The following is a 26,753-nucleotide window of genomic DNA, read 5'->3' as shown; positions in this document are numbered from 1 at the left end:
AGAGCATAGCGAGCCGGCGGGGATACGCAGGTTCGCTGTAGTAAAGGGCCATAAATGTTGGCCATATCTATCCCCTTTTGGCCGCCGCCACCGTTCAGCCGAGGCCGCCCGAATGGGCAGAATCCCCCCACCAAGAACAACAAAGCCGAGAGGTTTTACTCATGCTGACCGTCTACAGCGACGATCACCGCCTGCATTTCGGCCAGTCCGAACTGGTCGATGGCAAGCTCCAGCCCTGCTTCGAAATGCCCAGCCGCGCCGACACCGTGTTGGCCCGGGTGAAGTCGCAGCAGCTCGGCGAGATCATCGCGCCGAAGGATTTCGGCCTGGATGCCATCCACCGCGTGCACGATCCGAAGTACGTCGCCTTCCTCAAGGGCGCCTGGGCCCGCTGGGCCGCCGAGGGCCACAGCGGCGACCTGGTCTCCACCACCTTCCCGGGCCGCCGCCTGCGCCGCGACGGCCCCATCCCCACCGCCCTGATGGGCGAGCTGGGTCACTACAGCTTCGACACCGAGGCGCCGATCACTGCCGGTACCTGGCAGGCCGTGTACAGCTCGGCCCAGGTCGCGCTGACCGCCCAGGACCACATGCGCCAGGGCGCGCGCACCGCCTTCGGCCTGTGCCGCCCGCCGGGCCATCACGCCGGCAGCGACTTCATGGGCGGCTACTGCTTCATCAACAACGCCTCCGTCGTCGCCCAGGCCTTCCTCGACCAGGGCGCCAAGCGCGTGGCCATCCTCGACGTCGACTACCACCACGGCAACGGCACCCAGGAGCTGTTCTACGACCGTGGCGACGTACTCTTCGCCTCGATCCACGGCGACCCGCTGGTGGAGTACCCGTACTTCCTCGGCCATGCCGACGAGCGCGGCGAAGGGGCGGGCGAGGGCTTCAACCACAACTACCCGCTGGCCCACGGCACCGGCTGGGACGGCTGGTCCGCCGCCCTGGAGGACGCCTGCCGGAAGATCGCCGCCTACGCGCCGGACGCGGTGGTGGTGTCCCTGGGCGTGGACACCTACAAGGACGACCCCATTTCCCAGTTCAAGCTGGACTCCCCGGACTACCTGCGCATGGGCGAACGCATTGCCGCCCTCGGCCTGCCGACGCTGTTCATCATGGAAGGCGGCTACGCGGTCGAGGCCATCGGCGTCAACGCAGTCAACGTCCTGCAAGGTTACGAGGGCGCCGCCCGCTAAGAGCCTGTCTACGATCTGCTGCGCGTCGGCATAACTGCGTTAAAAACAGGCGAGCGATGCTCATTTAGCGGCCTAAACTCCGCTCCCTCGCCTGTTTTGACTCGCTGCGCTCGCCCTTCGGGCCAGCCTTCGGCTGTTACTCCCGTTGGTCGTTGCGCCTTGTTCTGCTCTAGCTCGCGAGATCGTAAACAGGCTCTAAGGGCGCGCCGTTTCGAGGAGCGACTCATGCGCGAGAACAACAAGATCATCCGCGGCCTGCTCGGCGCCGCGCTGCTGGCCGCCGCCGGCATCGCCAGCGCCGAGCCGGTGGTGCGCATCTACAACTGGTTCGACTACATCGGCCCGGACACCCTCAAGGGCTTCCAGAAGGACAGCGGCATCGCGCCCAAGTACGACGTCTACGACAGCAACGAGGTGCTGGAGGCCAAGCTGCTCTCCGGGCATTCGGGCTACGACCTGGTGGTGCCCAGCGACAGCTTCCTGCCCAACTACCTCAAGGCCGGCGTGTTCCAGAAGCTGGACAAGAGCAAGCTGCCGAACTGGAAGAACCTCAACCCGGCGCTGCTCAAGGTGCTGGAGAGCAAGGACCCGGGCAACCAGTACGCCATGCCGTACATGTGGGGCACCAACGGCGTCGCCTACAACGTCGACAAGGTGAAGGCCATCCTCGGCGCCGACGCGCCGGTGGATTCCTGGGACCTGATCTTCAAGCCGGAGAACCTCGCCAAGCTCAAGCAGTGCGGCGTGGCCTTCCTCGACTCGCCTACCGAGGTGATCCCCGAGGCCCTGCATTACCTGGGGCTGTCGCCCAACAGCCACGACCCCGCGGACTATGCCAAGGCCGAGGCGCTGCTGAGCAGCCTGCGCCCGTACATCACCTACTTCAGCTCCTCGAAGTTCGTCACCGACCTCGCCAATGGTGACGTCTGCGTGGCCATGGCCTGGTCCGGCGGTGCCATGCAGGCGGCCAACCGCGCCAAGGAGGCGAACAACGGCATCCACATCGAATACCGCATTCCCAAGGAGGGCACCGCGGCCTGGTTCGATGTGCTGACCATCCCCAGGGACGCGCAGAACGTCGAGCAGGCCCACGCCTTCCTCAACTACCTGCTGCGCCCGGAGGTGGTGGCGCCGATCTCCGACTACGTGGCCTACGCCAACCCCAACCAGGCGGCGGACAAGCTGATTTCCGCCGACCTGCGCGACAACCCCAACGTCTACCCGCCGGCCGAGGTGCAGGCCAAGCTGTACTCGGTGGAGATGCTGCCGCCGAAGCTGGAGCGCATCCGCACCCGCACCTGGAGCAAGGTCAAGACCGGGCAGTAAGTTGACGCCCTGGCGGCCGGCGGTGTCGGATTTGCGCTGGTGCCGTTCGTCGCTTAACTGGAATAATCGGCGGTATACCCTTGGGGTACCGCCGTTTCCTCGTCTTGGTGCCCGCTCACTGCCGAGCCTTGCCATGAAACTGCCTTGCTGCCGTTGCTCCCTTCCTTCGCCCGGACTGCGGAGGTGCATATGACGCCGCTACCCCCGCGCAAAGGCGCCGACGCCTTCGCCCTGCAAGCGATGCTGCTGCTGTGCCTGATCTGGGGCGTGCAGCAGGTGGCGGTGAAGCTCGCCGCCGGCGACATAGCGCCGATCATGCAGGCCTTCGCCCGCAACCTGCTGGCCGCCACGCTGGTGGGCCTGCTGGTGCTCTGGCGCGGCGACTGGAAGGCCGCGGGCGGCACCCTGGCCGGCGGCGCGCTGGCCGGGCTGCTGTTCGCCATGGAGTTCCTGTTCATCGCCCAGGGCCTGGTGTACACCAGCGCCTCGCACATGGCGGTGTTCATCTACACGGCGCCGATCTTCTCCGCCCTGGGCCTGCACTTCCTGCTGCCCAGCGAGCGCCTGCGGCCGCTGCAGTGGCTGGGCATCGCGGTGTGCTTCGGCGGCATCGCCCTGTGCTTCGGCGGCGGTTTCGACCTGCGGCACATGGACAGCCGCATGCTGCTGGGGGATTTCTTCGGCGTGCTCGCCGGGGCCTCCTGGGGCGCCACCACGGTGGTGGTGCGCAGTACGCGGCTGTCGGAGGCGCCGACCAGCCTGACGCTGTTCTACCAGCTGTTCGCCGCCGCGCTGCTGCTGCCCTTCATCGCCCTGGCCCTGGGCGAGTTCGGCAACGTGCGCTTCACCGCGCTGGGCGTGGGCAGCGTGCTGTTCCAGGGCGTGGTGGTGTCCTTCTTCAGCTATTTCGCCTGGTTCTGGCTGCTGCGCCGCTACCTGGCGTCGAACCTGGCGGTGTTCTCCTTCATGACGCCGCTGTTCGGCATCGCCTTCGGCGTGCTGCTGTTGCACGAGCCGCTGGCCTGGAACTTCATCGCCGGGGCGGCGCTGGTGCTGGCGGGGATTTCCCTGGTCAGTTGCGAGGCGTGGGTGCGCCGGGCATTGCGTGGCAAGCGTGCCTGAACTTGATCCAGGTCAGCGGATCGCGGCCGGCCGACGCGTAGTCTTTGTTGCAAGGAGTGAGTGGCACGGGCGGAGAGTGGGACGCCGGGCTACTCTACTCTTAGGGCGGCCCGGAAGCGGGCCGCCCGACCCTTCCGCCGCAAAGGAGGCATCCCATGAAACTCTGGCTGCAAACCCTGGCATGGAAACTGGGTGTCACGCTCGGCCTCATCGAGCCTCCGCGCCTGCAACCCATTCCCATTCCAAGCGATGAGCAACGGCGCTACGCACAGCAACGCCGACGCTGACTCCTGAAGCATCTGCTGGACACACCTTCTGCCCGCTCATGCGGGCAGATTGCGTTGGGCCGCGGTATTTCAGCCGTGGGCCGCGAACCACTCGTCGATGATCTGCCGCAGGCGTTCCCCGGAAAAGCTCGGGAAGTGCCCGCCGTGCACGGTGCGCACTGGTAGCTGGCGCAGACGCTCCAGGCTGCGCGCGTAGTCGTCCAGGTTGGAGTGGTAGGCATCCTCGATCAGCGGGCCGTCGTAGACGATGTCGCCGGAGAACAGCGTCTGCGTCCGTGCTTCCCACAGGCTGATGCCGCCCGGTGAATGGCCGGGGGTATGCAGCACCTCCAGCACGCGGTCGCCCAGGTCGAGCATGTCGCCTTCGTCGATGGTGCGCGTGGCCGGCGCGGCCTTCACCCGGTACTCGGCGTAGCACAGCGGGCAGTCCGGGTGCGCTTCGAACATCTCGTCGCCGACGAAGGCCGTGGCCAGGGTGCGCTCGCCGTCGGGGCTGGCGAGGATGTCGGCCTCGGCCGGGTGGCACAGGCGCTCGGGGAATTCGTGGTGGCCGGCGATGTGGTCGAAGTGGGTATGGCTGGCCACCGCCAGCAGCGGCCGCTCGGTGAGCCAGGGCAACTGCTCGCGCAGGCTGACCAGGCCGGAGCCGCTGTCCACCAGCAGGTCGCGCTCGCGGCCCTGGATGTGCCACATGTTGCAGCGGTAGAAGGGCCGCACCCAGGGCTCGTGGATCAGGCTGACGCCGTCGTAGCAGTGGCGGACTTCGAACCAGCGGTCGCGGGTGACGATTTTCATGGTGGGGCCTGGTGTCTTTGTGTTTTGTGTAGGAGCGCGCCCTGCGCGCGATTTCGCGGGCAGGGCCCGCTCCTACAGGGTGGCATGCCTGTGAGGGCGGTGCCGGGTGGGAGGCCTTTCCCTCTCCCTGAAGGGAGAGGGCTGCCGCACCTCACTCCATCGCCTCAAGGCGCGAACGGCGCCGCCTCCATTACTTCCACGATCAACGGCCGATCGCTCGGCGCGTTACGCAGCAACGCCTGCAGGTGCTCGTAATCCCGCGCCCGCTCCGCTTCGCAGCCGAAGCCGCGGGCGATGGCGAGGAAGTCCGGCGTGTAGATATCCACACCCAGCGGAGTGATGTCGCGGCGCTCCATGTAGCGCTTGATCTCGCCGTAGCCGTGGTTGTTCCACAGCAGCACGATGATGCCCACCCTGGCCTCCACGGCGCTGGCCAGCTCCGGCAGGGTGAACTGCAGGCCGCCGTCGCCCATCAGGCTGATCACCGGGCGGCCCGGTTCGCCGAGCTTGGCGCCGATGGCCGCCGGCAGGCCGTAGCCGAGGGTGCCGTAGCCGCTGGCGGAGTTGAACCAGCGGCGGCCGCCGTCCAGTTCCACCAGGTGGTTGCCGCTGTACACGGTCTGGGTGGAGTCGCCGACGAAGCGGGCGTCCGGCAGCGCTTCGAGAATCTTGCCGAACAGCGTGCGGTAGTGCGCCCAGCCGCTGAAGTCCTCGGCCAGCTGCGCGCGCACCTTGGCCGCGCGCTGGGCCCCGGGGCTGTCGGCGCTGGCCTGGCGGGCCGGCAGCAGTTCCAGCAGGGCGCGCATGGCGGTGCGGGCGTCGGCCTGGATGGCGATGCCCGGGACCTGGTTGCGCATCAGCTGCTGCGGGTCGATGTCGATGCGGATCAGCTCGCCGCCGATGCGGAAGTTGCCGTCGAACACCACGTCGTAGTCGGTCTCGCCCAGCTCGGTGCCGATGGCCAGGACCACGTCGGCCTCCAGCGCCAGTTCACGCACCGGCACCAGCGACTGGTTGCTGCCGACCAGCAGCGGGTGCTCCGGCTGCAGCAGGCCCTTGGCGTTGACGGTCAGCGCGGTGGGGGCGTCCAGCGCGGTGGCCAGGGCGCGGGCTTCGGCCTGGGCGGCCACGCAACCGCCGCCGAGCAGCAGCAGCGGCTTCTGCGCCTTGGCCAGCTTGGCCGCCGCTTCGTGCAGCGGCGAGCGCGCCGGGGCCGGGCGCGCCAGTTGCACGCGCGGGCGCACCTGCATGTGCTCGGCGGGGGCGGTGATGATGTCCAGCGGCAGCTCGATGTGCACCGGGCGCGGGCGCTCGCTGTCGAACACGGCGAAGGCGCGGGCCAGCACCGCCGGCAGCTCCTCGACGCTCATCAGGGTGTGGCTGAAGGCGCTCACCCCGGCGGTCATGGCGCGCTGGTCGGGCAGCTCGTGCAGGTAGCCGTTGCCGTGGGCCAGGCGCGAGCGCTCGTTGACGCTGCTGATCACCAGCATCGGGATGGAGTCGGCGTAGGCCTGGCCCATGGCGGTGAGGATGTTGGTCATGCCCGGGCCGGTGATGATGAAGCACACGCCCGGCTTGCCGGTGACGCGCGCGTAGCCGTCGGCCATGAAGCCGGCGCCTTGCTCGTGGCGCGGGGTGACGTGGCGGATGGCGCTGCCTGGCAGGCCGCGGTAGAGCTCGACGGTGTGCACGCCGGGGATGCCGAAGACGGTGTCCACGCCCCAGGCTTCGAGTTGCTTGACGAGGAATTCGCCGCAGGTGGTCATGGCAGTTCCTTCTCTGTTCGTGGGTGAGGGGATTCTCAAACGAAGAGGGCGCGGAGATCGACTCGCCGCGCCCTTGTTCATCGCTGCGTGCGCGTCAGGCGACGCTGGCGGCCGCCTGCGGGCGGCGCGACAGCAGGCTGACCACGACGAAGCTGACCAGGCCGACGGCCAGGCTGTAGTAGATCGGCGTGTTGGCGTCGAAGCCATCCTTGAGCATGAACGCCAGGGCGGTGACGAAGCCCAGGGTCATGCTGGTGATGGCGCCGGCGGTGGTGGCGCGCTTCCAGTAGATGGCGCCGATCAGCGGGATCAGCATGCCGCCCACCAGCAGGTTGTAGGCCAGGGTCAGGGCGCTGATCACGTCGTTCACCACCAGGGCGATGGCCAGCACCACGACGCCGGTGAGGGCGGTGAACAGGCGGTTGATGCCCAGGCTGGAAGTCTTGCCGCCGCGCAGCTTCGGCAGCAGGTCCTCGGTCAGGGTGGTGGAGGCGGCCAGCAGGCCGGCGCTGGCGGTGGACATCATCGCGGCCAGGGCGGCGGCGATCACCAGGCCGCGGATACCGTCCGGCAGCGAGGCCTGGACGATGGCGGCGAAGGCGTTGTTGACGTTGTCCAGGTCGGGCAGCAGGACCTTGGCGCACATGCCGATCAGCGCGCCGACCAGGCCGTAGATCACGCAGTACACGCCGGCGGCGGTGCCGGCGTACCTGGCCACGCCCTCGCTGCGCGCGGTGAACACGCGCTGCCAGATGTCCTGGCCGATGAGGATGCCGAAGAAGTAGATCAGGAAGTAGGTGATGATGGTGTCGTAGCCGATGGCGTGGAAGCTGAAGGCGCTGGCCGGCAGCTTGGCCACCAGCTCGTCCCAGCCGCCCACGCGGTACAGGCAGATCGGCAGCAGCAGGAACATCAGGCCGACGGTCTTGATGATGAACTGGACGATGTCGGTGAGGGTCAGCGACCACATGCCGCCGATGGTCGAGTAGACCACCACCACGCCACCGCCGAGCAGGATCGAGACCCAGAACGGCAGGCCGAACAGCACCTGCATCACGGTGCCGATGGCCAGGGTGGAGACGGTGCCGATCATCAGCGCGTAGGCGAACATGATCACCGCGCTGGCCTGGCGCGCCATGGGGTTGTAGCGGCGCTCCAGGACCTGGGTGACGGTGAAGATGCGCAGCTTCAGCAGCGGCTTGGCCAGGAACAGGTTCAGCGCGATGATGCCGGCGCCCAGCGCGGCGCACAGCCAGAAGCCGGAGATGCCGTGGACGTAGCCCAGGCGCACGGTGCCGACGGTGGAGGCGCCGCCGAGCACGGTGGCGGCCATGGTGCCCATGTAGAACGACGGGCCCAGGTTGCGTCCCGCTACCAGGAAGTCCTCGTGGGTCTTCGCCCGGCGCATGCCGTACCAGCCCAGTACCAGCATGCCGGCGGCATAGATCAGAACGACGATTATATCCAAGGCCATGATCGGCTCCTCACACTCGAATTGTCATTGTTGCCGCCCGCGGCTGGCGGGCGGTAGGCCGGCGGACCGGTGGCGACCGGCCCGTCGGCGTCTCACGGGTACTATGGGTGTCGCGGGGTCAGGCCGCCGGCTCGTTGATGCCGAGCACCGGGCGGTCGTGGCTGCCGACCCAGCGCGGGCCTTGCGGGCCGTACACCCCGGCGGATTCCGGGAAGGTGCGCAGCAGCGTCAGGTAGAGCAGGGCGGCCAGGCCCAGGGTCACCGGCAGGCTGATGTCGATGCCGCCGGCCAGCTCGCCCAGCGGGCCGACGAACTGCCCCGGCAGGTTGACGAAGCACAGGCCGGCCAGCGCGCTGGGAATCCAGGCGCCCATGCCGCGCCAGTTCCAGCCGTGGTGGAACCAGTAGGCGCCGCCTTGCTGGCCACGGGTGAACACCTGCAGGTCGTCGGCGTGGTAGAAGCCGCGGCGCACGATCAGGCCGAGGATCATGATCACCATCCAGGGGCTGGTGCAGGTGATGATCAGCACGGCGAAGGTAGACACGCTCTGCACCAGGTTGGCGGCGAAGCGGCCGATGAAGATGAAGGCGATCGACAGCAGGCCGATGAACAGGGTGGCCTGCACGCGGTTGAGCAGGCGCGGGAACACGCTGGACATGTCCAGGCCGGTGCCGTACAGCGAGGTGGTGCCGGTGGACATGCCGCCGATGGTGGCGATCAGGCATACCGGCAGGAAGAACCAGCTCGGCGAGATGGCCAGCAGGCCGCCGACGTAGTTGTTCGCGGCGATGTAGTCCGGCGCTTTCACGGCGACGATGGTGGCGGTGGCCAGGCCGAAGAAGAACGGGATCAGCGTAGCCAGCTGCGACAGCAGCACCGCCAGCATGATGCGCGGCTTCGAGGTCTCGCGCGGGATGTAGCGGGCCCAGTCGCCGAGGAAGGCGCCGAACGACACCGGGTTGCTCATGGCCAGCAGGGTGGCGCCGATGAAGGCGGCCCAGAAGCCCGCGCCGCCCAGCTGCACGCTGCCGGCGTAGCCGGCGTCGAAGGGGCCGGCGAAGGCGAACACGCCCAGCAGGAACAGCAGGCTGGCGGCCCACACGGCGATCTTGTTGACCAGCAGCATGAAGCGGAAGCCATAGATGCACACCACCAGCACCAGCACCGCGAACAGGCCGTAGGCCAGGCCCAGGGTGAGGTCGGTTTCCGGCAGGCCGAACAGGCGCTTGGCGCCGCCGACCAGGGCGTCGCCCGAGCTCCACACCGACAGCGAGAAGAAGGCGATGGCGGTCAGCAGCGACAGGAAGGAGCCGACGATCCGCCCATGCACGCCGAAGTGCGCGCCGGAGGAGACCGCGTTGTTGGTGCCGTTGATCGGGCCGAACAGGCCCATGGGCGCGAGGATCAGCGCGCCGACCAGCACGCCGAGGACGATGGCCCAGGCGCCGGCCTGGAACGACAGCCCGAAGAGCACCGGGAAGCTGCCCAGCACGGCGGTGGCGAAGGTGTTGGCGCCGCCGAAGATCATGCGGAACAGGTCGGTGGGCGTGGCGTTGCGCTCGGCGTCCGGAATCTGCTCGACGCCGAATGTCTCGATGGTGGTGATTGCATGTTGGTTGTTCTTGTTATCCATGACTTCCTCCCGGGAAAGTCCCGCCTCATGGCGCAGGCGACAGGTGCTCGTGGACGGCCAGCCAGCGGCCTTGTTGTTGTTCACGGCGGAAGACGATGGTCTCCCGTTCGTGGTTCAGGCTCTCCGTTCCCTGGATGCGCAGCCGCGTGGCGACGTCGTGGCTGAAGATCGCCACGTCCTCGCCCTGCAGGCTGACGAAGGTATTGCTGGACTGGCAGTCGAGGACCTCGAAGCCGTCGTCGCGCAACCAGCTCTCCCACACCTCGCGGTAGGCCGCGCGGGTGCGCAGCGGCTGCGGCCAGTTGTGGAAGATGAAGCTGGCGTCTTCGCTGAAGGCCGCGAAGTAGGCCTCGGTGTCGGTGCGCGCGAAGGCTGCCACGAGCGCGCGGGCAGCCTCCAGCACCTGTGCTACGCAGGCGTCGTTATGCATTTGGGGTCACTCAGCGGCGCTGTACGCCCGGGAGGATGCAGAGCATTTCGTACAGCAGGTTGGCGCCGAGCAACGAGGTGTTGCCGGTGGTGTCGTAGGGCGGGGAGACCTCGACCAGGTCGCAGCCGATGATGTCCAGGCCCTGGCAGCCGCGCACGATCTCCATCGCCTGGATGGTGGTCAGGCCGCCGATTTCCGGGGTGCCGGTGCCGGGCGCCCAGGCCGGGTCGATGCCATCGATGTCGAACGACAGGTACACCGGGCCGCCGCCGACCTTCTCGCGCACTTCGGCCATCAGCGGCGCCAGCGACTGGTGCCAGCACTCCTCGGCCTGGACCACGCGGAAGCCCTGCTTACGGCTCCAGTTGAAGTCCTCGGCGGTGTAGCCCTGGGCGCGCAGGCCGATCTGCACCACCCGGTCGCAATCCAGCAGGCCTTCTTCCACGGCGCGGCGGAAGGTGGTGCCGTGGGCGATCTTCTCGCCGAACATGTGGTCGTTGACGTCGGCGTGGGCGTCGATGTGCACCAGGCCGACCTTGCCGTGCTTCTTGTGGATGGCGCGCAGGATCGGCAGGGTGATGGTGTGGTCGCCGCCGAGGGTCAGCGGGACGATGCCGTGGTCGAGGATCTTGTCGTAGGCCTCCTCGATGATGCGCACGGCTTCCAGCAGGTTGAAGGTGTTGATCGCCACGTCACCGATGTCGGCGATGTTCAGCGAGTCGAACGGGGCGGCGCCGGTGGCCATGTTGTACGGACGGATCATCACCGACTCGGCGCGGATCTCGCGCGGCCCGAAACGGGTGCCGGAGCGCAGCGAGGTGCCGATGTCCAGGGGCACGCCGACGAAGGCGGCATCGAGCTCGTCGAGCTGTTCGGGGGCCTGGATATGCGGCAGGCGCATCATGGTGGCGATGCCGCCGAAGCGCGGCATTTCGTTTCCGCCCAGGGGCTGGTGGAGTTTCTTGTCCATGGGTAGGCCTCACGGGATTCGCTGTTTTCGTGGAAACAGGCTTGTTGATACTGAGGCCGGATTCTGGTCATGCCCGGTAGTGGGAAGAATCGCTGGCTACAAATAATCAGTTCAGAGTTTTCTAAACTTATTTCCACGGCTAGACTGCGTTGCCCTGTCGCAGCCCCCGCGGCGCCGGGCCCGCCGTATGTGCCTTGCAGGCCGGGCGGCGACGGACGGTCTGGCCGATTGCCAGTCCAGGGAGGGCTGAACTAGAGCCCCTTCACCCCGAATTGCGGAGCCCTTCATGAGCGCCAGCGCCCTGCCCGACGTCAAGCTTCTGCGGATTTTCGCCTGCGTGGTGCGCAACCAGGGCTTCGCCTCGGCGCAGCAGGAGCTGAACCTGTCGACCTCGGCCATCAGCACCTACATGAGCCAGCTGGAGAACCAGTTGGGCATCGTGCTCTGCCACCGCGGCCGCGGCGGCTTCGGCCTGACCAGCAAGGGCGAGCTGTTCCACCAGGAAACCCTGCGCATCCTCGGCGAACTGGAAGGCTTCGAGCGCTACGCGGCGACCTTGAAGGGCGAACTGCGAGGCACCCTCAACCTCGGCGTGCTCGACTCCACGGTGAGCGACCCGGCGCTGCCGCTGGCCGACGTCATCGGCTCGTTCAGCAGCCTGCACCCGGCGGTGCACCTGCACCTGCAGGTACAGAGCCCCTACGAACTGCAACTGGCGGTGCTGGACAACCGCCTGGACCTGGCCATCGGCTCCTTCTTCAGCCGCATGAACGGCCTGGTCTACCAGCCGCTGTACCGCGAGCAGCACTGGCTGTACTGCAGCGACCGCCACCCGCTGTTCGACGGCCGGCGCATCCCCGCCGAGCTGATCACCCAGCAGCGCATGGTCGGCCGCGGCTACTGGAGCCAGGCGGAACTGGCGCGCCACGGCTTCAAGCACAGCGCGGCGACGGTGGAAAGCATGGAGGCGCAGCTGATCCTGATCCTCTCCGGCGGCTACATCGGCTACCTGCCCGAGCACTACGCGCATTCCTGGGTGGAGCAGGGCAGGCTGCGCGCGCTGTCGCCGGCCACCTTCGGTTACCAGGCGCCGTTCTCGCTGATCCTGCGCCGCGGCCGCTCCCGCGAGCCGCTGATCCAGAACTTCCGCGACCTGCTGCGCACGCAGCCGGGCAAGCCATGAGCCGCGCCCGCTGCGAACGCTGCCTGCGCCCGGCCGGCCATTGCCTGTGCGTGCTGATCCCGCGCCTGGACAACCGTACCCGCGTGCTCCTGCTGCAACACCCCAGCGAAACCGGCCACGCCCTGAACACCGCGCGCCTGGCGGCCCTCGGCCTGGCCAAGGCCGAACTGCGGGTGGGCGAGGACTTCCGCGACCTCGACCTGAGCGGTGAGGACGCCTGGCTGCTGTTCCCCGGCGAAAACGCCATCCCCCTCGCCGAACTGGCCGCCCGCCCGGCCTCCCGGCCACGCCTGCTGGTGGTGCCCGACGGCACCTGGCGCAAGGCGCGCAAGCTGCTGCACCTCAACCCCAACCTGGCGGCCCTGCCGCGGGTGGTGCTGCCCGAAGGCCTGACCTCGCGCTACCGCCTGCGCAAGGCACCGGCCGAGGGCGCGCTGTCGACCATCGAGGCGGTGGTGCATGCGTTGAACGCGCTGGATGCACCGCAGTCCTTCGACGCGCTGCTGCGCCCGTTCGAAGCGCTGATCGACGGGCAGATCGCAGCGATGGGGGAGGATGTCTTCGTGCGGAACCATCGGAGGTAAGCGACAAGATCAGGTCGCAGCCTCTCCCGCCAGCTCCACCTCACGGTGGCGAATGGCTTCGTCCCACTCAGGGGAACGCTTGGCCCATTGTTCGGGTGGTAGAGGCTTGGACCATTCGACGATATTGGGATCAGTCAGGTCAGGAGGGGGTGAGAGTTTCTTTCGCTCGATCAGGTCGATCAGCAAGGTGTTGAACACAATCAACCCGCAGAAGCCTTCCCATAGCAACGCCCGTAGCCAGCCCTTGGTTTTCCCCGCTTCGATAACATCATCGATATAGCTGGCCAGGATTCCTTTCTTCCTGTTCAGGCGCCAAAGGTTGTCGGAGACAGCTTCCGGCCCGACTTCCATATAACTGCGCATGCATTCCCAAAGGCGCATCGCCGTAGTACCGCCACCACAACTGAACCCCATGCTGCAGTCCCGTTCGCCTTCCTTCGCATTCGGGTCCGGGTTCTTGAAACCCACCACCAGCATGCCTTGGGTGGTCTTGCCATGGCGCCCCACCGAGTCCATGGCAATGGCCTGCGCCACTACGGTCTCCCAGGGCACTATCCAGTAGCTACCATCTTTCTGCGGCACACAGACTTCGCGGCGTTGGCGGTTGAAGCGGGTGGGAGGAGGAGGTGATTGAATCAATGCATAAAGCAATATGAGAATAGGGAAAGCAACAAAGCAGAAGAAACCAAACCAATAGAGCACTTGTATTTCCTGTGACTCATCCAGAGATGGCATGTCGTTGATCAGGAAAAATAACAATATTAAAGGCCAAACTATCATCACAAACGAACCAATGCTGTACTGGCCGATATCGAGAAACACCTCGTTCTTGCGCCAGATGGTATTGAGCACATCTTTTGGAGGCTGCCCGGAGGGAATGGCCGGTGGCGCCAGGTAGTCCTCGCGGGAGAACAGGCCCTTCTTCTGGCTGCCGGCGGGGGGCAAGGTCACGTCGCAGCCTTCCCTGCCAACTCCGCCTCACGTTGTCGAATGGCTTCGTCCCACTCAGGGGAGCGTTTGGCCCATTGTTCGGATGGCAGGGGTTTGGACCATTCGACTATGGCGGGGTCGGTCAGGTCGGGAGGGGGGATCAGCTTTCGCTCTTGTAGATAAAAACCTAGCGGAGCACCTAGAAAGAAGGTGAAGAAAACATCCTTGAGCGCGGACTTGACGTTTCCCTTCAATAGGGAACGAATGGCATCGCCCATGATGCTCAAGAACCAACCCAGTAGACTTCTACCGGTTTTCTCTCCTTCGAAATGGCATTTAGGCACCGCCTCGGGACCGATCTCCATATAACTGCGAATGCACTCCCACAGACACATCGCCGTAGTACCGCCACCACAACTGAACCCCATACTGCAATCCCGTTCGCCTTCCTTCGCATTCGGGTCCGGGTTCTTGAAGCCCACCACCAGCATGCCTTGGGTGGTCTTGCCATGGCGCCCCACCGAGTCCATGGCAATGGCCTGCGCCACTACGGTTTCCCAAGGCACTATCCAGTAGCTACCGTCTTTCTGCGATACACAGACTTCGCGGCGTTGGCGGTTGAAGCGGGCGGGCGGTGGGACCGGCTTAGTTAGGCTGTAGAGCAGCATCAATAGGGGAACTCCCACTACCAAGAAGATTAATAGTGCCGAGCCCCAAAAATAATCTATTGCACCCTCTGTCCAGGAGAAATAGAGATATAAGACGGATATCAGTACTAGTGGCCATAGAATCATCACAAACGAGCCAATGCTGTACTGACCGATATCGAGAAAAACTTCGTTCTTGCGCCAGATGGTATTGAGCACATCTTTTGGAGGCTGCCCAGTGGGAATGGCCGGTGGCGCCAGGTAGTCTTCGCGGGAGAACAGGCCCTTCTTCTGGCTGCCGGCGGGGGGAGGCGTCATGTCGCAGCCTCTCGTGCCAGTTCTGCCTCACGTTGGCGAATGGCTTCGTCCCACTCGGGGGAGCGCTTGGCCCATTGTTCGGGTGGCAGGGGTTTAGACCATTCGACGATATTGGGATCGGTCAGGTCGGGAGGGGGTGAGAGTTTCTTTCGCTCGATCAGGTCGATCAGCAAGGTGTTGAACACAATCAACCCGCAGAAACCTTCCCATAGCAACGCTCGCAGCCAGCCCTTGGTTTTCCCCGCCTCGATAACATCATCGATATAGCTGGCCAGGATTCCTTTCTTCCTGTTCAGGCGCCAAAGGTTGTCGGGGACAGCTTCCGGCCCGACTTCCATATAACTGCGCATGCATTCCCAAAGGCGCATCGCCGTAGTACCACCACCACAACTGAACCCCATGCTGCAGTCCCGTTCGCCTTCCTTCGCATTCGGGTCCGGGTTCTTGAAGCCCACCACCAGCATGCCTTGAGTCGTCTTGCCATGGCGCCCCACCGAGTCCATGGCAATGGCCTGCGCCACCACGGTTTCCCAGGGCACTATCCAGTAGCTGCCGTCTTTCTGCGGTACACAGACTTCGCGGCGTTGGCGGTTAAAGCGGGTAGGTGGAGGGACAGGTTGCGTCAAGCTATAAAGCACGAAAGACGAGGGAACCCCAACGATAATCAAGCCACCAATCGTCATGCCGAGGGAGAAAGCAGGCAGTGTTTCTCTAAATGCCAGTGCCCCCCAGAGAAAGAGTAAGAACATCGGCCAGGCCATCATCACGAACGAGCCAATGCTGTACTGGCCGATATCAAGAAACACCTCGTTCTTACGCCAGATGGTATTAAGCACATCCCTTGGAGGCTGGCCGGTGGGAATGGCCGGTGGCGCCAGGTAGTCCTCGCGGGAGAACAGGCCCTTCTTCTGGCTGCCGGCGGGGGGAAGTGTCATCGAGTTTCCTTGGGATGCAGGTAGTTCTCGCCAGTCAGGCGGTAGGTTTGCGCACGGTCCAGTTCCGGGGTGGGCTCGCCGGGACGCAATGTGACAGGTGCATTTTCCGCCGTCAGGACATAGGCCAGGCCCTGTTCTCCTCCAATGGTCGTGATGCCAGCCAGATCCGCCAGCGGGCTGTGGTAGCGCAGGCGCAGCGAGAGGCGCATCTGGGCCTGGCGGAAGGTGCCGCTCAGGCGCAGGCCCTGGCCTTGGTCCGCTGGTATCCAGGTGCATTGGCTGCGCTCCAGCCAGAGATCGCCGATATCCAGGTTGGGCTGGTCGTTGCTGCGGAACATGCGGAAGTGGTCGGGTACGGGACTGCCGATCAGGCCCAACTCCAGTTCGACACTGGACGGCTCGGCACCCGGCAAGTCGATGGTCAGGCGCTGGATGGCTTCCAGGCTGACGGTGTCGCCCAGGGAGCCGGGCACTCGCTGGGGCTTGCTATCGACGCTGACGCGCGGTTGGTAGAGCAATGTCAGCAACTGGTCGAACTCCCGTTGCTGCTGCTCGGCGGGAATGGGATCGGTATTACCGGCGCGAGCCTTGGACCAGCAACAGTTGGCCAGGTACTGCTGCAGCGGTGTGGATTGCCGCCACCATGCAAAAAGGTAGACTCCGCCCAATGCGAGCAGCAACAGATTGATCGGCCCCATGCCCAGGCGGAAGCGGCGGATGGCTGTTGGGGTATCGATCCGGTTGAGCAGGCGCATGCTGGTCAATCCCAGGCCTAGGGCAGCCTGGGTGCCAAAAGCGGCGATCTGGCCTGTTACTGCCAAACGACGGATTTCCATCCAAGGATCAATTTTGCTTTGAGCGGTTTCGAATTGCTCCTGCATGGCTATGAACTCTGCGAGAGCAGCAGTGAATGACAGTCCCCCTACAAATCCGCCAAACAGCGTCAGAGCTGGCGCAATAGCGCCCCGCAAGTTGAACTCCTGTACTCCCCAGCCAACAATCACCCAATTCTGCACCACCGCCACCAATGCTGCTCCCGCATAGAGCGTGGCCGAAATGGTCTCGGCCCGGCGCTGGGTATCCATCCGCTCCAGGGCATGGGCCTGCGCCAGGTAGCTCTCGGCATTGAGCGCGTTGACCAGCAGCGCCGCCAGCGGCAGCAAGCCGCCGCTGTTCTGTACCGCGGGGCTTTGCAGGATGCCGGCGGCGCGGCCCTGGCCGATGGCCTGGGCGGTGTTGTTGACCCACTGGCCGAGCTGTTGCGCCTGCTGGCCGAGCAGGCGCCAGGTGGCCACGCCGTTGTTCAGGGTGCGGACCAGCGGGGCGCCGGCGCCCAGGCGGGTGACCAGCAGGGTGCCCAGCCATTGCCCCGGCAGGGTGCCCTTCTGCTGCAGCGCCAGCAGCACGGCGCCCAGGCGGGCCACGGTGAGGCTCCAGTAGCCGTCGACGTCGCTGGCCAGGCGCTGCAGCGCCTGCACGGTCGCGGCGCCGAGCAGGTGGGTCAGGGCCTCGTGGGTGGCGCTCAGGTTGTCCTGGGCGAGCGCCGCCTGCAGCTCGCCCAGGCGCGCGGTGTTGTTCACCGCCGCTTCCAGCGATGGGCTCCAGCCCAGGAACAGCAAGCGGAAGACGCCGCCGTCCTTGGCGCGCAGGAAGTCGCTGAACTGCTCGACGCCCTGGCGGCGATGGCACTGGGCGCTGAGGCAGGCGTCGGCCAGTTCGTCCAGCCAGCACTGGTGCTGCGGATTGTCGTGCTCGACGAACCAACTGCCCAGGTCGTGGCGCGGCAGGAAGGCCTGGCGGTCGGCATAGAGGCTGGCATGGCGGGCCTCGACCTGGCGGAAATGCGCCGGGGCCTGCTCGTCCAGCCAGCGGTCCATGCGTTCCAGGTCGATGTATTCGGCGACCTTGGCGCTGGCCCGGCCACCGGCGAGCTGGCTGGCCTTGTCCTGGCGGTAGTCGCGTACGATGTCCTGTACCTGCTGCTGCAGTTCGGCGGGGATGAAGGCGCGCAGCGGCGCCAGGCGGTGTTCGCGACGGTGGGCGATATCCGCGATGCGCTCGTCGGCGGCGGCGTGACCGATGCGCTGGCGTTCGTGGACGTTGACCTGGGTCTCTTCGTCCAGCAGGGCCTTGAGGGGCGCCTGGGCGGCGAGCAACTGCTCGCCCTGTTCGGGGGTGAGCTGGATATCGTGTTCGCGGTAACGGTAATTGAGCAGGCTGGCCAACTCGCCACCGTCCTCGCGGACCAGGCTGCGGATGAAGCCGCCGACGTTCTGGCGCAGGTTGTTGTCGGCCATCCAGGCTTCGTGGCGGGCTTCCAGCTGTTCCTGCTCGTGGTTGAGGTCGCGCAGCACGCCCAGGTCGTCGTCGAGTACGGCGAGCACCGCATGCAGTTCCCCGGCCTCGCTGCGTGCGCTGTCCAGCCACGCCGAGGTGGCGGGCACTTCCCACACCTGGGCGCTCCAGGCGCCCGGCGCGTCCTCCTGCTCGGCCTGGGGGTGGCGCATGGCGGCTTGCGAGCCGGCGTTGTACCACTCCATGGCGTGGATATAGGCGCGCACGTTCTCCTGGGTGGGGGCAGCGTTCATCCGCTCGGCCAGTTCCCGGGTCCGTCGTTTGTCCGCCTCGTGGTTCTGCGCATGCTCCTTGGCCAGAACACGTTCACGAACCTCCGGCATCAGTTCGGCCAGCAGCGTTTCACTTGCGTCGAGCGGAGGGCAGTGCGGTGCCTGCAGGCGCAGGGCGACCTCGCCCAGGGCGACGTGGCGCATGCGCCGCTGGCGGATGCCGGCCTCCGCCAGTTGGGCGCAGGCATCTGCGCCGAGGGGGATTTCGCTGTACAGGAGCCAGGCATCGTGGCGCTTGTCCAGGGCGAAGCCGGCCTGGCTGCCGCGCAGCAGGACGCTCTCGTCGGCCGTCAGCGGTTGTGACTGCAGCAACCCGTCGGCGGCCACGGCATAGCGTTGCAGCGGCCCCTGCGCATGCCAGAGGTAGAGGAAGCCACCGCGCAGGCGGCGCAGGGCCATGGGGTGGCTGCTGGCGCGCACGGCCGGTTGCAGGCTGGCGTGGCGGGCGGGGTGCTCGGCCAGGGCGTAGCGCGCCGGGACGACGTACAGCTCGTTCTGGCGCGCCGGGCAACTGGCGATCGGGTTGCGGGCGTCGTCATGGCTCATGCCGTGCAGGCGGTTGGGGTTGCTGATCATGAAGCGCTCCTTGCTTGCAGGGCTATGGCGTAAGCGAGGTCCGCGGCAGCCTCCAGGCGCCGGGATGGCGTTTGGCTGGATGTCGTGTCGAGCAGTGCGGCTATCTCCGGGTAGTCCTGCAGCGCTTGCTCGCCCAGCAGACCGAAGAGATTGGCGTAGCGGGCAATGTCGATTTCGCTGCATAGGCCTCTGGCGTGGGCCTGCTCGGCCAATCCGCGCAAATGGGCGCGGCGCGCCGACCTGTCGCAGTCCGCGGCGTAGTGCGGGAAGGCCTGCCGCAGGTGCGCATCCAGTTGTTCCACGACACGCTGCCAGCGCACTTCGCCCAGGCGTTCCAGTTCTTCGTCGTCAAGTCGATACGGGCCGTCCTGTCGAGCCGGCACAGGCCCCGCGGGGCGACGGTGACATAGCCAGGAGCGGGTTTCGCCATCGAAGGCGAGGATGCTTTCGAATGGGCCGAACAGGCAGGTATCGCCATTGGCCACGGCCCGCCCCAGCAGCGCATTGGCTACCGCCGGATCGGCCAGGCGCAGGAGCATTTCCTCGCCCCGGGGATGGCGTGCGTTGAGCAGCCAGCGCAGATGGGCGAGCCGTTCATGCCAGGGGGCCTGGCCGAACAGCAGGTAGCCCCAATCCCCCTGGCCCTGAGCCAGAAAGGCGTCGAGCAATGCATCGTCCGGCCCGTTCAGTTGGACGAGGCAGGGGGAGATATCGACCAGCTCGTCCCATCGCGTCTGGGCGTAGAGGGGCTGGAAGGTCGCAGTCCCGCTCCATTGCCGCAGCCATTGGGGGAGCTCTGCGAGGCTGGCGCCATCCAGCAGCAAGCTGGCCCCTTCGGCCCATGGCAAGCCGGCTGGCAGCGGCGGCAGGTAGCGAACCTCGGCGTTCATGCTTGCGCTCCCGCTGCCTGGGCGCAGATGGCGCACACCGGCAACTTGCGCAGCAGGGCCTGGCGCTGCGCGGCGATCAGCAAGGCTCCGGGCTTGTCCTGGTCCGCCTGTTGCAACGGCCCGGGCAGCAGGGGAGCGGCCGCCGTGCCGACACCGGGGCTGCCGCCACTGTTGAGCTTGACGTCGGCACCGCTGAGGGTGACGCCGCCGGGGTCGAGCTTGACGAAGCTGCCGCCGGCCTTGAGCGTCAGTTCCTGGCCCGCGTCGATCGTCACCTTCTCGCCGGCGTAGTAGTGGATTTCGTTGCCGGCCTCGATGAACTGGCCACTGCCGAGCTTCAGGTGCTGGTCGTTGCCCACCGTCAGGTGGTCGTCGGCGCGCACCTCGACCTTGCGGTCGCCATGGGTGGTGCGGTGTTCCTCGGCTTTGAACTCGCTGTAGGCGTTGGCCTCCACCGTGTCGTGGCGTTCGTGGCCGACGCGGATCTTCTGGTCGTGCTCGATGTTCTCGTCCCAGTCGCGCTGGGCATGCAGGTAGATCTGTTCCTGGCCCTTGCGGTCCTCGATGCGCAGTTCGTTGTAGCCACCGCCGCCGGGGCTGGAGAGCGTCTTGAACAGGCTGCGGGTCTTGTTCGCCGGCAGCTCGTAGGCCGGCAGGTGCTCGGCGTGGTACAGGCAGCCGCTGATCAGCGGCTGGTCCGGGTCGCCCTCGAGGAAGGTCACCAGCACTTCCATGCCGATGCGCGGGATGGCGATGGCGCCGTACTGCTTGCCGGCCCAGCTGGAGGCCACGCGCAGCCAGCAGCTGGTCTTGTCGTCGGCCTGGCCCTCGCGGTCCCAGTGGAACTGCACCTTGACCCTGCCGTAGCGGTCGCAGTGGATTTCCTCGCCCTTGGGCCCCGTTACCACGGCGGTCTGGCTGCCCAGCACGCGCGGCTTGGGATGCGCCAGCGGCGGGCGGTAGGGCACGTCCCAGGGCGTGGCGAGGAAGCGGTTGCGGTAGCCCTGCTGGAAGTCGTCCTTGCCGTCGCGGGCGTCGCTGGTGACCGACTCTTCCAGCACCTGCGGCTGCTTGCCTTCGTGCCGCACTTCGGTGAGCAGCCAGAGGTCGTTCCACTCGCCGCGCGGGTGCTCGCGCAGGGGCAGGAAATGGCCGCTGCGCAGGCTCGGCTGGTCGCTGCGGCCTTCGGCCTGGCGGTAGTCGGCGCGGTGCCTTTCCAGGCTGCGCTGGCTCAGCAGCTTGCCGCGCTCGCGGTCGGTGAAGCGACCGGGGTAATCGTAGTCCTCGAGGTCCGGGCGACTGTCGCTGCGCGCCGTGCTTTCCAGTTGCAGCCTGGGCTTCTCGAAGTCGTAGTCGCGGCGGCTGACGCGGGCGGTACGGGTATCCAGACGCTGGCCGAAGCGCTTGATCACCGGTAGGTCGGCGACCAGGCCGGAGTCCTGCTGGTAGGCCACCGGCGCCAGCTTGGGGAAGGCCGTCTGGTCGTCGCCGAACACCAGCAGGTGCCCGTCGGGGCTGTGCTCGAAGTGGTAGTGGAGACCTTCCTCTTCGCACAGGCGCTGGACGAAGTGCAGGTCGCTCTCGTCGTACTGGGTGCAGTAGTCGCGCGGCGGGTAGACGGTGGGGCCGAGCTGGAAGCGGTAGGCGTCGGCGAGGATGCCGTGCTCCTCCAGCACCCGGGCGATGATCTGCGGCACCGTCAGCTGCTGGAAAATGCGCTGGTTATGCCGATGCGCGAGGTAGGCCAGGCGCGGCACCAGGCTCACCTGGTAGCGGGTCAGGCGCTTGCCGGATTCGCCCTGGGCCACCCGGTGCAACTGGCCATGGATGCCGTGGCCCTGCCCCAGGTCCAGGTAGGCGCCCTTGTGCAGCAGGCTTTCCAGGTCCAGGTCGGGACGTTCGCTGACCAGCTCGATGTCGAAGCGGTAGGGCTGGTTCAGGGCTTCGCGGCCATGGAATTCGAGCACCTGCAGGTCGCTGTCGAGGCCGTCGATATTCAGGCTGAACTGCGTTTGGTTGGCTGGGGCGAACATGACGTGGCTCCAATTCTTTGCGAGCCACGCATCAGAACAACCAAGGAGCGTGGAGAAATATCGGCCGCTTCCTCAATGGATGAAGGAATTCCCCTCTCAAGTCTCAGTCATGATGTAGAGCTCTTGTCATCGATGACGAGGAACGGCCGCACCGAGACTGACGAACAAGGCCGGCTGTTCCCGCTGCTGCACATGAGCCTGTAGAGAGAAGCCAGCCTGGCGGCCGGATCGCGGACGGAGTCCACCTCCGCTCCCACCTGTAGGAGCGCGCCCTGCGCGCGATTCGCGACCATGGGCCGCGGAAATTCCAGCGTAGGATGGTGTTGAGCGAAGCGATACCCATCGCCACGACCGCATGGGTTTCGCCAAGGCTCAACCCATCCTACGAAGAGCACCTCGACGACGGCCCTCAGGCCAACCGCTCCGCCACCAGGAAACTGTCGAAATGAATGCTCCTGGCCCCCAGCCGCAGCAGGCTGTCGCTGAACAGTTCGCTGCGCGTGGCGCCGCAGTCCCAGGTGGTTTCCCAGTCCTCGCGGCTGCGCCAGTGCACGCAGCCGAGCAGGTGGCGGCCGTCTTCGCTGGCGCGCAGTTCCGCGCCCAGGTAGCCCGGGGCCTGGTGGAACAGTTCGCGCAGTTGTTCCAGGTAGCGGCCCAGGCGCTCGGCGATGTCGGGCTGTTGCGCCGGCGCCACCTCGATGTCGATCAGCAGGGCGAAATGCGTCGGGGTCTCGGGCTGGTCGGCGTCGGTGCTGCAGTAGGCGCTGGGAATGATCATGGGTGGGCTCCTGGGCTTGAAGGCAGACGCTGGCGAGGGTAAAACCTCAACTTAACTTGAGGTCAAGCCCGCCATGCCGAAAAAACACCAGGCCCTGCACGTACCCCATGAACTGAGCGTCGGCGAACTCGCCAGGCGCGCCGGCGTGGCCGTGTCCGCGCTGCATTTCTACGAGGCCAAGGGGCTGATCCACAGCACCCGCAATGCCGGCAACCAGCGCCGTTACCCGCGCGACGTGCTGCGCCGGGTGGCGGTGGTCAAAGTCGCGCAGCGTGTCGGCATCCCGCTGAACGAGATCGCCGAGGCCCTGGCCAGCCTGCCCAGCGGGCGCTCGCCCATGGCCGCCGACTGGGCGCGGCTGTCGGCGCGCTGGCGTGACGATCTGGACGAGCGCATCGCCAAGCTGGTGCTGCTGCGCGACCAGCTCAACGGCTGCATCGGCTGCGGCTGCCTGTCGCTGGAGACCTGCCCGCTGCGCAACCCCGGCGACAGGCTGGCGGAGCAGGGGCCGGGCGCGCACTGGGACGGTCAGCCGACGGACAGCTCGCGGGCGTAGACCTCGCGGTCGACGTTGCCGCCGCTGAGCACCAGGCCCACCTTCAGCCCGCGCAGCGCCTCGCGCTCCTGCAGGGCGGCGGCCAGCGCCGCGGCGCCGGCGCCCTCGGCGACGTTGTGGGTGGCGGTGAACAGCAGGCGCATGGCCGCGCCGATTTCCGCATCGCTGACCTGGACGAAATGGTCGGCGCCGGCGCGGATCATCGCCACCGCATTCGGCTCCGGGGTGGTGCAGGCCATGCCGTCGGCCAGTTGCGTGCTGGTGGCATGGAACACCGGCTCGCCGGCGGCGAAGGACAGCGCATAGGCCGGCGCATGGCTGGAGACCACGCCGACGATACGCGTCTTCAGGCCCAGGGCGTCGCGCGCGGCGATCATCCCGCAGATGCCCGAGCCCATGCCCACCGGCACGTAGCACACGTCCAGGCCGGGCAGGGCGCGCAGCAGCTCCAGGCTGTAGCTGGCCACGCCGGCCACCAGCCAGGGGTGGAAGGAGGGAATCAGGTGCAGGCCGTCGCGCTCGGCCAGTGCGGTGGCGTATTCGCGGGAGGCCTGGAAGTCTTCGCCGTGCTCGATCAGGTTGGCGCCCAGGGCGCGCATGGCGGCGTTCTTCTCACGGCTGTTGCCGTGGGGCACGACTATGGTCGCCGGCATGCCCAGGCGCGCCGCGGCGAAGGCGATGGACTGGCCGTGGTTGCCGCGGGTGGCGCTGATCACCCCGGCCGGGCAGGGCGCCTGGGCCGCCAGGTGGTGGAAGTAGACCAGCCCGCCGCGCAGCTTGAAGGCGCCCACCGGCGAGTGGTTCTCGTGCTTGACCCAGGTTTCGCAGCCCAGGGCTTCCACCAGCAGGGGCCAGCGGATCTGCGGGGTGGGCGGCAGGCTGCGGTGGACGATGGCGGCAGCGGCTTCGAGGGCGGGCAGGCTGAGCGGCATGGAGGTTCTCCTATGGGGAACGGGCAGTCTAGGACGCTGCGCCGGGAATGCGACAGGTACAGCTGGGAAGAGGATTTTCGCAGGTCGCCAGTAGCGCTTCCGAGCGCCTGCGCCCGGGTGTGCCGCCGGACCGGTACAGTTGTATCGCCGAACTGTTCCTGTCGAGCGCCACCGGCGCTGGCTTAGCATGGCTGACCGCACACGCGAAGGGCTGTCCTCCATGCACGTTTCCTCCGGCCGCTGGCAATTCGGCCTGTTCCTCTCCCTGGTCACCGCCGTGCTCTGGGGCATCCTGCCGATCAAGCTGAAGGAAGTCCTGAAGGTGATGGACCCGGTCACCGTCACCTGGTACCGCCTGGTGGTGGCCGGTGGCGTGCTGTTCGTCTGGCTGGCGCTGCGCGGCCAGCTGCCGCGCTTCCGCCCGCTGGGCCGGCGCGGCGGCGGCCTGGTGCTGCTGGCGGTGCTGGGGCTGACCGGCAACTACGTGTTCTACCTGGTCGGCCTGCGCATGCTCACCCCGGGCACCACCCAACTGGTGATCCAGATCGCGCCCATCCTGCTGCTGCTCGGCAGCCTGTTCGTCTTCAAGGAGAGCTTCAGCCTCGGCCAGGGGCTGGGCCTGCTGGTGCTGCTGGGCGGCTTCGCGCTGTTCTTCAACCAGCGTCTCGGGGAGCTGTTCGGCTCGCTGGGCGATTACACCCTGGGCGTGCTCATCGTCCTGCTGGCGGCCTTCGTCTGGACCTTCTACGGCCTGGCGCAGAAGCAGTTGCTCACGCAGTGGAACTCGCTGCAGGTGATGATGGTGATCTACCTGGGCTGCGCGCTGCTGCTCAGCCCCTGGGCGCATCCGCAGCAGGCGCTGCTGCTCGATGGCGTGCAGGCCTGGCTGCTGCTGGCCTGCTGCCTGAACACCCTGGTGGCCTACGGCGCCTTCGCCGAGGCCCTGGCCCACTGGGAAGCCTCGCGGGTCAGCGCGACCCTGGCGCTGACGCCCCTGGTGACCATCGCCAGCGTGGCCGTGGCGGCCAGCCTGTGGCCCGGGCACCTGCAGCCGGAAAGCCTCGACGGCCTGGCCTACCTGGGGGCGCTACTGGTGGTGTGCGGTTCGGCGCTGACCGCGCTGGCGCCTTCGCTGCTGCGCAGCTACCGGGCGCGGCGGGCGAGGGCGGCACTGTCGTCCTGAGCCATCCCTTTAATTTCGCGAATGATAGGCGCGGATGAAGCCGGTGCGGGGACGTTATCGTGAATGCGGGAAGGGCGATCGGCGGGGCCGTGGATCAGGGCACCCTCCTCTCCCTGAAGGGAGAGGGGACCGTTCGGCGTGCGCGGGTGTTTCGGCGTTAGCCGGCTGGCACAGGGATTGCCGGCTGAAGCCAGGCCTTCTCTCGGCACGGGCCAGCCCCCTCTCCCTCCGGGAGAGGGCTGGGGTGAGGGGAAAGCCCGAGCGCCGATGTCATTCCCTGTAGGAGCGCGCCCTGCGCGCGAATCGCGGGCAGGGCCCGCTTCTACAAGTGCATGGCTTCATGGAGCGTGTGGGGGAACGGAATCGAGCGAGCAGGCCTGCGGCCCCCTCACCCTAACCCTCTCCCGGAGGGAGAGGGGACCGTTCGGAGTGCGTTGGTGCTTCGGCGTTAGCCGGCTGGCACAGGGATTGCCGGCTGAAGCCAGGCCTTCTCTCGGCACGGGCCAGCCCCCTCTCCCTCCGGGAGAGGGCTGGGGTGAGGGGAAAGCCCGAGCGCCGATGTCATTCCCTGTAGGAGCGCGCCCTGCGCGCGAATCGCGGGCAGGGCCCGCTTCTACAAGTGCATGGCTTCATGGAGCGTGTGGGGGAACGGAATCGAGCGAGCAGGCCCCCTCACCCTAACCCTCTCCCTCCGGGAGAGGGGACCGTTCGGAGTGCGTTGGTGTTTCGGCGTTAGCCGGCTGGCACAGGGATTGCCGGCTGAAACCAGGCCTCCTCTCGGCACGGACTAGCTCCCTCTCCCTCCGGGAGAGGGCTGGGGTGAGGGGAAAGCCCGCGCGCCGACGTCATTCCCCTGAACGAGCGGACCCCATCCGCGAATCACTCAACGCCCGCGAATCACCCGCCAGGCCAGGGCGCCGAGCACCCCGCCGGCCAGCGGCGCGACCCAGAATGCCCACAGCTGCTGCAGCGCCCAGGGATCGGTGAAGGGCGCTACGCCCAGGCTGCGCGCCGGGTTCACCGAGGTGTTGCTGACCGGGATGCTGACCAGGTGGATCAGCGCCAGGGCCAAGCCGATGGCCAGCGGCGCGAAGCCGGCGGGGGCGTCGCGGTCGGTGGCGCCCATGATGATGAACAGGAAGACCGCGCTCATCAGCACTTCGCACAGCAGCACTGCCTGCAGGCTGTAGCCGCCCGGCGAGTGCTCGGCGTAGCCGTTGGCGGCGAAGCCTTTCAGCGGGTCGAAGCCGGCGGCGCCGCTGGCGATGCAGTAGAGCGCGGCGCCGGCCAGCAGGCCGCCGGCCACCTGGGCCAGCACGTAGGGCAGCAAGTGCTGGGCGGGGAAGCGTCCGCCGACGCACAGCCCCAGGCTCACCGCCGGGTTGAAGTGGCCGCCGGAGATCGGCCCCACGGCGTAGGCCATGGTCACCACGGTCAGGCCGAAGGCCAGCGACACGCCGAGCAGGCCGATGCCGACATTGCCGAATTGCGCGGCCAGCACGGCGCTGCCGCAGCCGCCGAAGACCAGCCAGAACGTGCCGACGAGTTCGGCTCCCAGTTTGCGGAACATGTTTCC

Annotated in this window: 23 protein-coding genes; 8 read left to right on the top strand and 15 right to left on the bottom strand. The window is 66.9% G+C overall.

The window, feature by feature from the left end:
• The first annotated feature begins 161 nt into the window (after positions 1-161).
• The 4 genes from IG194_RS04780 (at position 162) to IG194_RS33020 (ending at position 3,937) form a co-directional block, all read left to right on the top strand.
• Positions 162-1,202: a histone deacetylase family protein gene (locus IG194_RS04780; protein WP_009623534.1), complete on the top strand. Its 1,041-nt coding sequence runs from the start codon at positions 162-164 to the stop codon at positions 1,200-1,202.
• Positions 1,203-1,427: 225 nt separating this feature from the next.
• Complete coding sequence (locus IG194_RS04775) at positions 1,428-2,528, top strand: extracellular solute-binding protein (protein WP_058490665.1); 1,101 nt, start codon at positions 1,428-1,430, stop codon at positions 2,526-2,528.
• Between the two features lie 189 nt (positions 2,529-2,717).
• Positions 2,718-3,650: a DMT family transporter gene (locus tag IG194_RS04770; protein ID WP_058490663.1), complete on the top strand. Its 933-nt coding sequence runs from the start codon at positions 2,718-2,720 to the stop codon at positions 3,648-3,650.
• Positions 3,651-3,805: 155 nt separating this feature from the next.
• Complete coding sequence (locus IG194_RS33020; protein WP_009623528.1) at positions 3,806-3,937, top strand: PA1414 family protein; 132 nt, start codon at positions 3,806-3,808, stop codon at positions 3,935-3,937.
• A 69-nt stretch (positions 3,938-4,006) separates the two neighbouring features.
• Here IG194_RS33020 and IG194_RS04765 read toward each other — a convergent pair whose 3' ends face one another.
• From IG194_RS04765 to speB, 6 genes are all read right to left on the bottom strand, one after another.
• Positions 4,007-4,732, bottom strand: coding sequence for an MBL fold metallo-hydrolase (locus tag IG194_RS04765; RefSeq protein ID WP_058490661.1), 726 nt, complete (start codon positions 4,730-4,732; stop codon positions 4,007-4,009).
• Between the two features lie 164 nt (positions 4,733-4,896).
• Positions 4,897-6,498, bottom strand: coding sequence for a 5-guanidino-2-oxopentanoate decarboxylase (locus IG194_RS04760; protein ID WP_009623526.1), 1,602 nt, complete (start codon positions 6,496-6,498; stop codon positions 4,897-4,899).
• Positions 6,499-6,592: 94 nt separating this feature from the next.
• Positions 6,593-7,972 carry a sodium:solute symporter gene (locus IG194_RS04755; RefSeq protein ID WP_058490660.1) on the bottom strand — a complete coding sequence of 460 codons (1,380 nt, stop codon included), beginning with the start codon at positions 7,970-7,972 and terminating at the stop codon, positions 6,593-6,595.
• 118 nt (positions 7,973-8,090) lie between these two features.
• Positions 8,091-9,605, bottom strand: coding sequence for a purine-cytosine permease family protein (locus tag IG194_RS04750; RefSeq protein WP_058490659.1), 1,515 nt, complete (start codon positions 9,603-9,605; stop codon positions 8,091-8,093).
• 25 nt (positions 9,606-9,630) lie between these two features.
• Complete coding sequence (locus tag IG194_RS04745) at positions 9,631-10,035, bottom strand: YybH family protein (RefSeq protein ID WP_058490658.1); 405 nt, start codon at positions 10,033-10,035, stop codon at positions 9,631-9,633.
• Between the two features lie 10 nt (positions 10,036-10,045).
• Positions 10,046-11,005 carry an agmatinase gene (gene speB / locus IG194_RS04740; RefSeq protein WP_043270882.1) on the bottom strand — a complete coding sequence of 320 codons (960 nt, stop codon included), beginning with the start codon at positions 11,003-11,005 and terminating at the stop codon, positions 10,046-10,048.
• 286 nt (positions 11,006-11,291) lie between these two features.
• Between speB and IG194_RS04735 the strand changes: the two genes are divergently transcribed.
• Entirely contained in the window at positions 11,292-12,188 is an 897-nt protein-coding gene (locus IG194_RS04735) for a LysR family transcriptional regulator (protein WP_009623521.1), read from the top strand.
• Positions 12,185-12,772, top strand: coding sequence for a tRNA-uridine aminocarboxypropyltransferase (locus IG194_RS04730; RefSeq protein ID WP_058490657.1), 588 nt, complete (start codon positions 12,185-12,187; stop codon positions 12,770-12,772). The genes IG194_RS04735 and IG194_RS04730 overlap by 4 nt, the downstream gene beginning before the upstream one ends.
• A gap of 9 nt (positions 12,773-12,781) precedes the next feature.
• Here IG194_RS04730 and IG194_RS04725 read toward each other — a convergent pair whose 3' ends face one another.
• The 7 genes from IG194_RS04725 to IG194_RS04695 all read right to left on the bottom strand — a co-directional run bounded on the left by IG194_RS04725 (position 12,782) and on the right by IG194_RS04695 (position 22,506).
• Positions 12,782-13,723, bottom strand: a complete 942-nt coding sequence (locus IG194_RS04725; protein WP_058490656.1) for a hypothetical protein — start codon at positions 13,721-13,723, stop codon at positions 12,782-12,784.
• Entirely contained in the window at positions 13,720-14,667 is a 948-nt protein-coding gene (locus tag IG194_RS04720) for a hypothetical protein (RefSeq protein WP_058490654.1), read from the bottom strand. Before IG194_RS04720 ends, IG194_RS04725 begins: the two co-directional genes overlap by 4 nt.
• A complete protein-coding gene (locus IG194_RS04715) occupies positions 14,664-15,602 on the bottom strand; it encodes a hypothetical protein (RefSeq protein ID WP_058490652.1) in 939 nt (312 codons plus the stop codon). The genes IG194_RS04720 and IG194_RS04715 overlap by 4 nt, the downstream gene beginning before the upstream one ends.
• The gene (locus IG194_RS04710; protein WP_058490650.1) at positions 15,599-18,805 is read right to left on the bottom strand and encodes a toxin VasX; all 3,207 of its coding nucleotides are present in this window, start codon (positions 18,803-18,805) and stop codon (positions 15,599-15,601) included. Before IG194_RS04710 ends, IG194_RS04715 begins: the two co-directional genes overlap by 4 nt.
• Complete coding sequence (locus IG194_RS04705; protein WP_058490648.1) at positions 18,802-19,695, bottom strand: DUF4123 domain-containing protein; 894 nt, start codon at positions 19,693-19,695, stop codon at positions 18,802-18,804. The genes IG194_RS04710 and IG194_RS04705 overlap by 4 nt, the downstream gene beginning before the upstream one ends.
• Positions 19,692-21,728: a type VI secretion system tip protein TssI/VgrG gene (gene tssI, locus IG194_RS04700; RefSeq protein WP_192353640.1), complete on the bottom strand. Its 2,037-nt coding sequence runs from the start codon at positions 21,726-21,728 to the stop codon at positions 19,692-19,694. The genes IG194_RS04705 and tssI overlap by 4 nt, the downstream gene beginning before the upstream one ends.
• Positions 21,729-22,137: 409 nt before the next feature.
• Positions 22,138-22,506 (bottom strand): antibiotic biosynthesis monooxygenase family protein, encoded by a 369-nt coding sequence (locus IG194_RS04695; protein ID WP_043270869.1) that lies wholly within the window; start codon positions 22,504-22,506, stop codon positions 22,138-22,140.
• 73 nt (positions 22,507-22,579) lie between these two features.
• Here IG194_RS04695 and soxR point away from each other — a divergent pair, with 73 nt between their 5' ends.
• Entirely contained in the window at positions 22,580-23,062 is a 483-nt protein-coding gene (gene soxR / locus IG194_RS04690) for a redox-sensitive transcriptional activator SoxR (protein ID WP_058490642.1), read from the top strand.
• Here soxR and IG194_RS04685 read toward each other — a convergent pair.
• Positions 23,035-23,994: a threonine dehydratase gene (locus IG194_RS04685; protein WP_058490640.1), complete on the bottom strand. Its 960-nt coding sequence runs from the start codon at positions 23,992-23,994 to the stop codon at positions 23,035-23,037. The two genes, soxR and IG194_RS04685, sit on opposite strands and share 28 nt — an antisense overlap.
• 220 nt (positions 23,995-24,214) lie before the next feature.
• Here IG194_RS04685 and IG194_RS04680 point away from each other — a divergent pair, with 220 nt between their 5' ends.
• Positions 24,215-25,177, top strand: a complete 963-nt coding sequence (locus tag IG194_RS04680; RefSeq protein ID WP_058490638.1) for a DMT family transporter — start codon at positions 24,215-24,217, stop codon at positions 25,175-25,177.
• An 883-nt stretch (positions 25,178-26,060) separates the two neighbouring features.
• Here IG194_RS04680 and aqpZ read toward each other — a convergent pair.
• Complete coding sequence (gene aqpZ / locus IG194_RS04675; protein ID WP_058490636.1) at positions 26,061-26,747, bottom strand: aquaporin Z; 687 nt, start codon at positions 26,745-26,747, stop codon at positions 26,061-26,063.
• Between the last annotated feature and the right edge of the window lie 6 nt (positions 26,748-26,753).

This window comes from Pseudomonas sp. ADPe, assembly GCF_014843515.1.
Lineage (GTDB): Bacteria > Pseudomonadota > Gammaproteobacteria > Pseudomonadales > Pseudomonadaceae > Pseudomonas > Pseudomonas citronellolis.
Note: the sequence above shows the minus strand (reverse complement) of the source record. Positions and strands in the feature narration are given on the sequence as shown.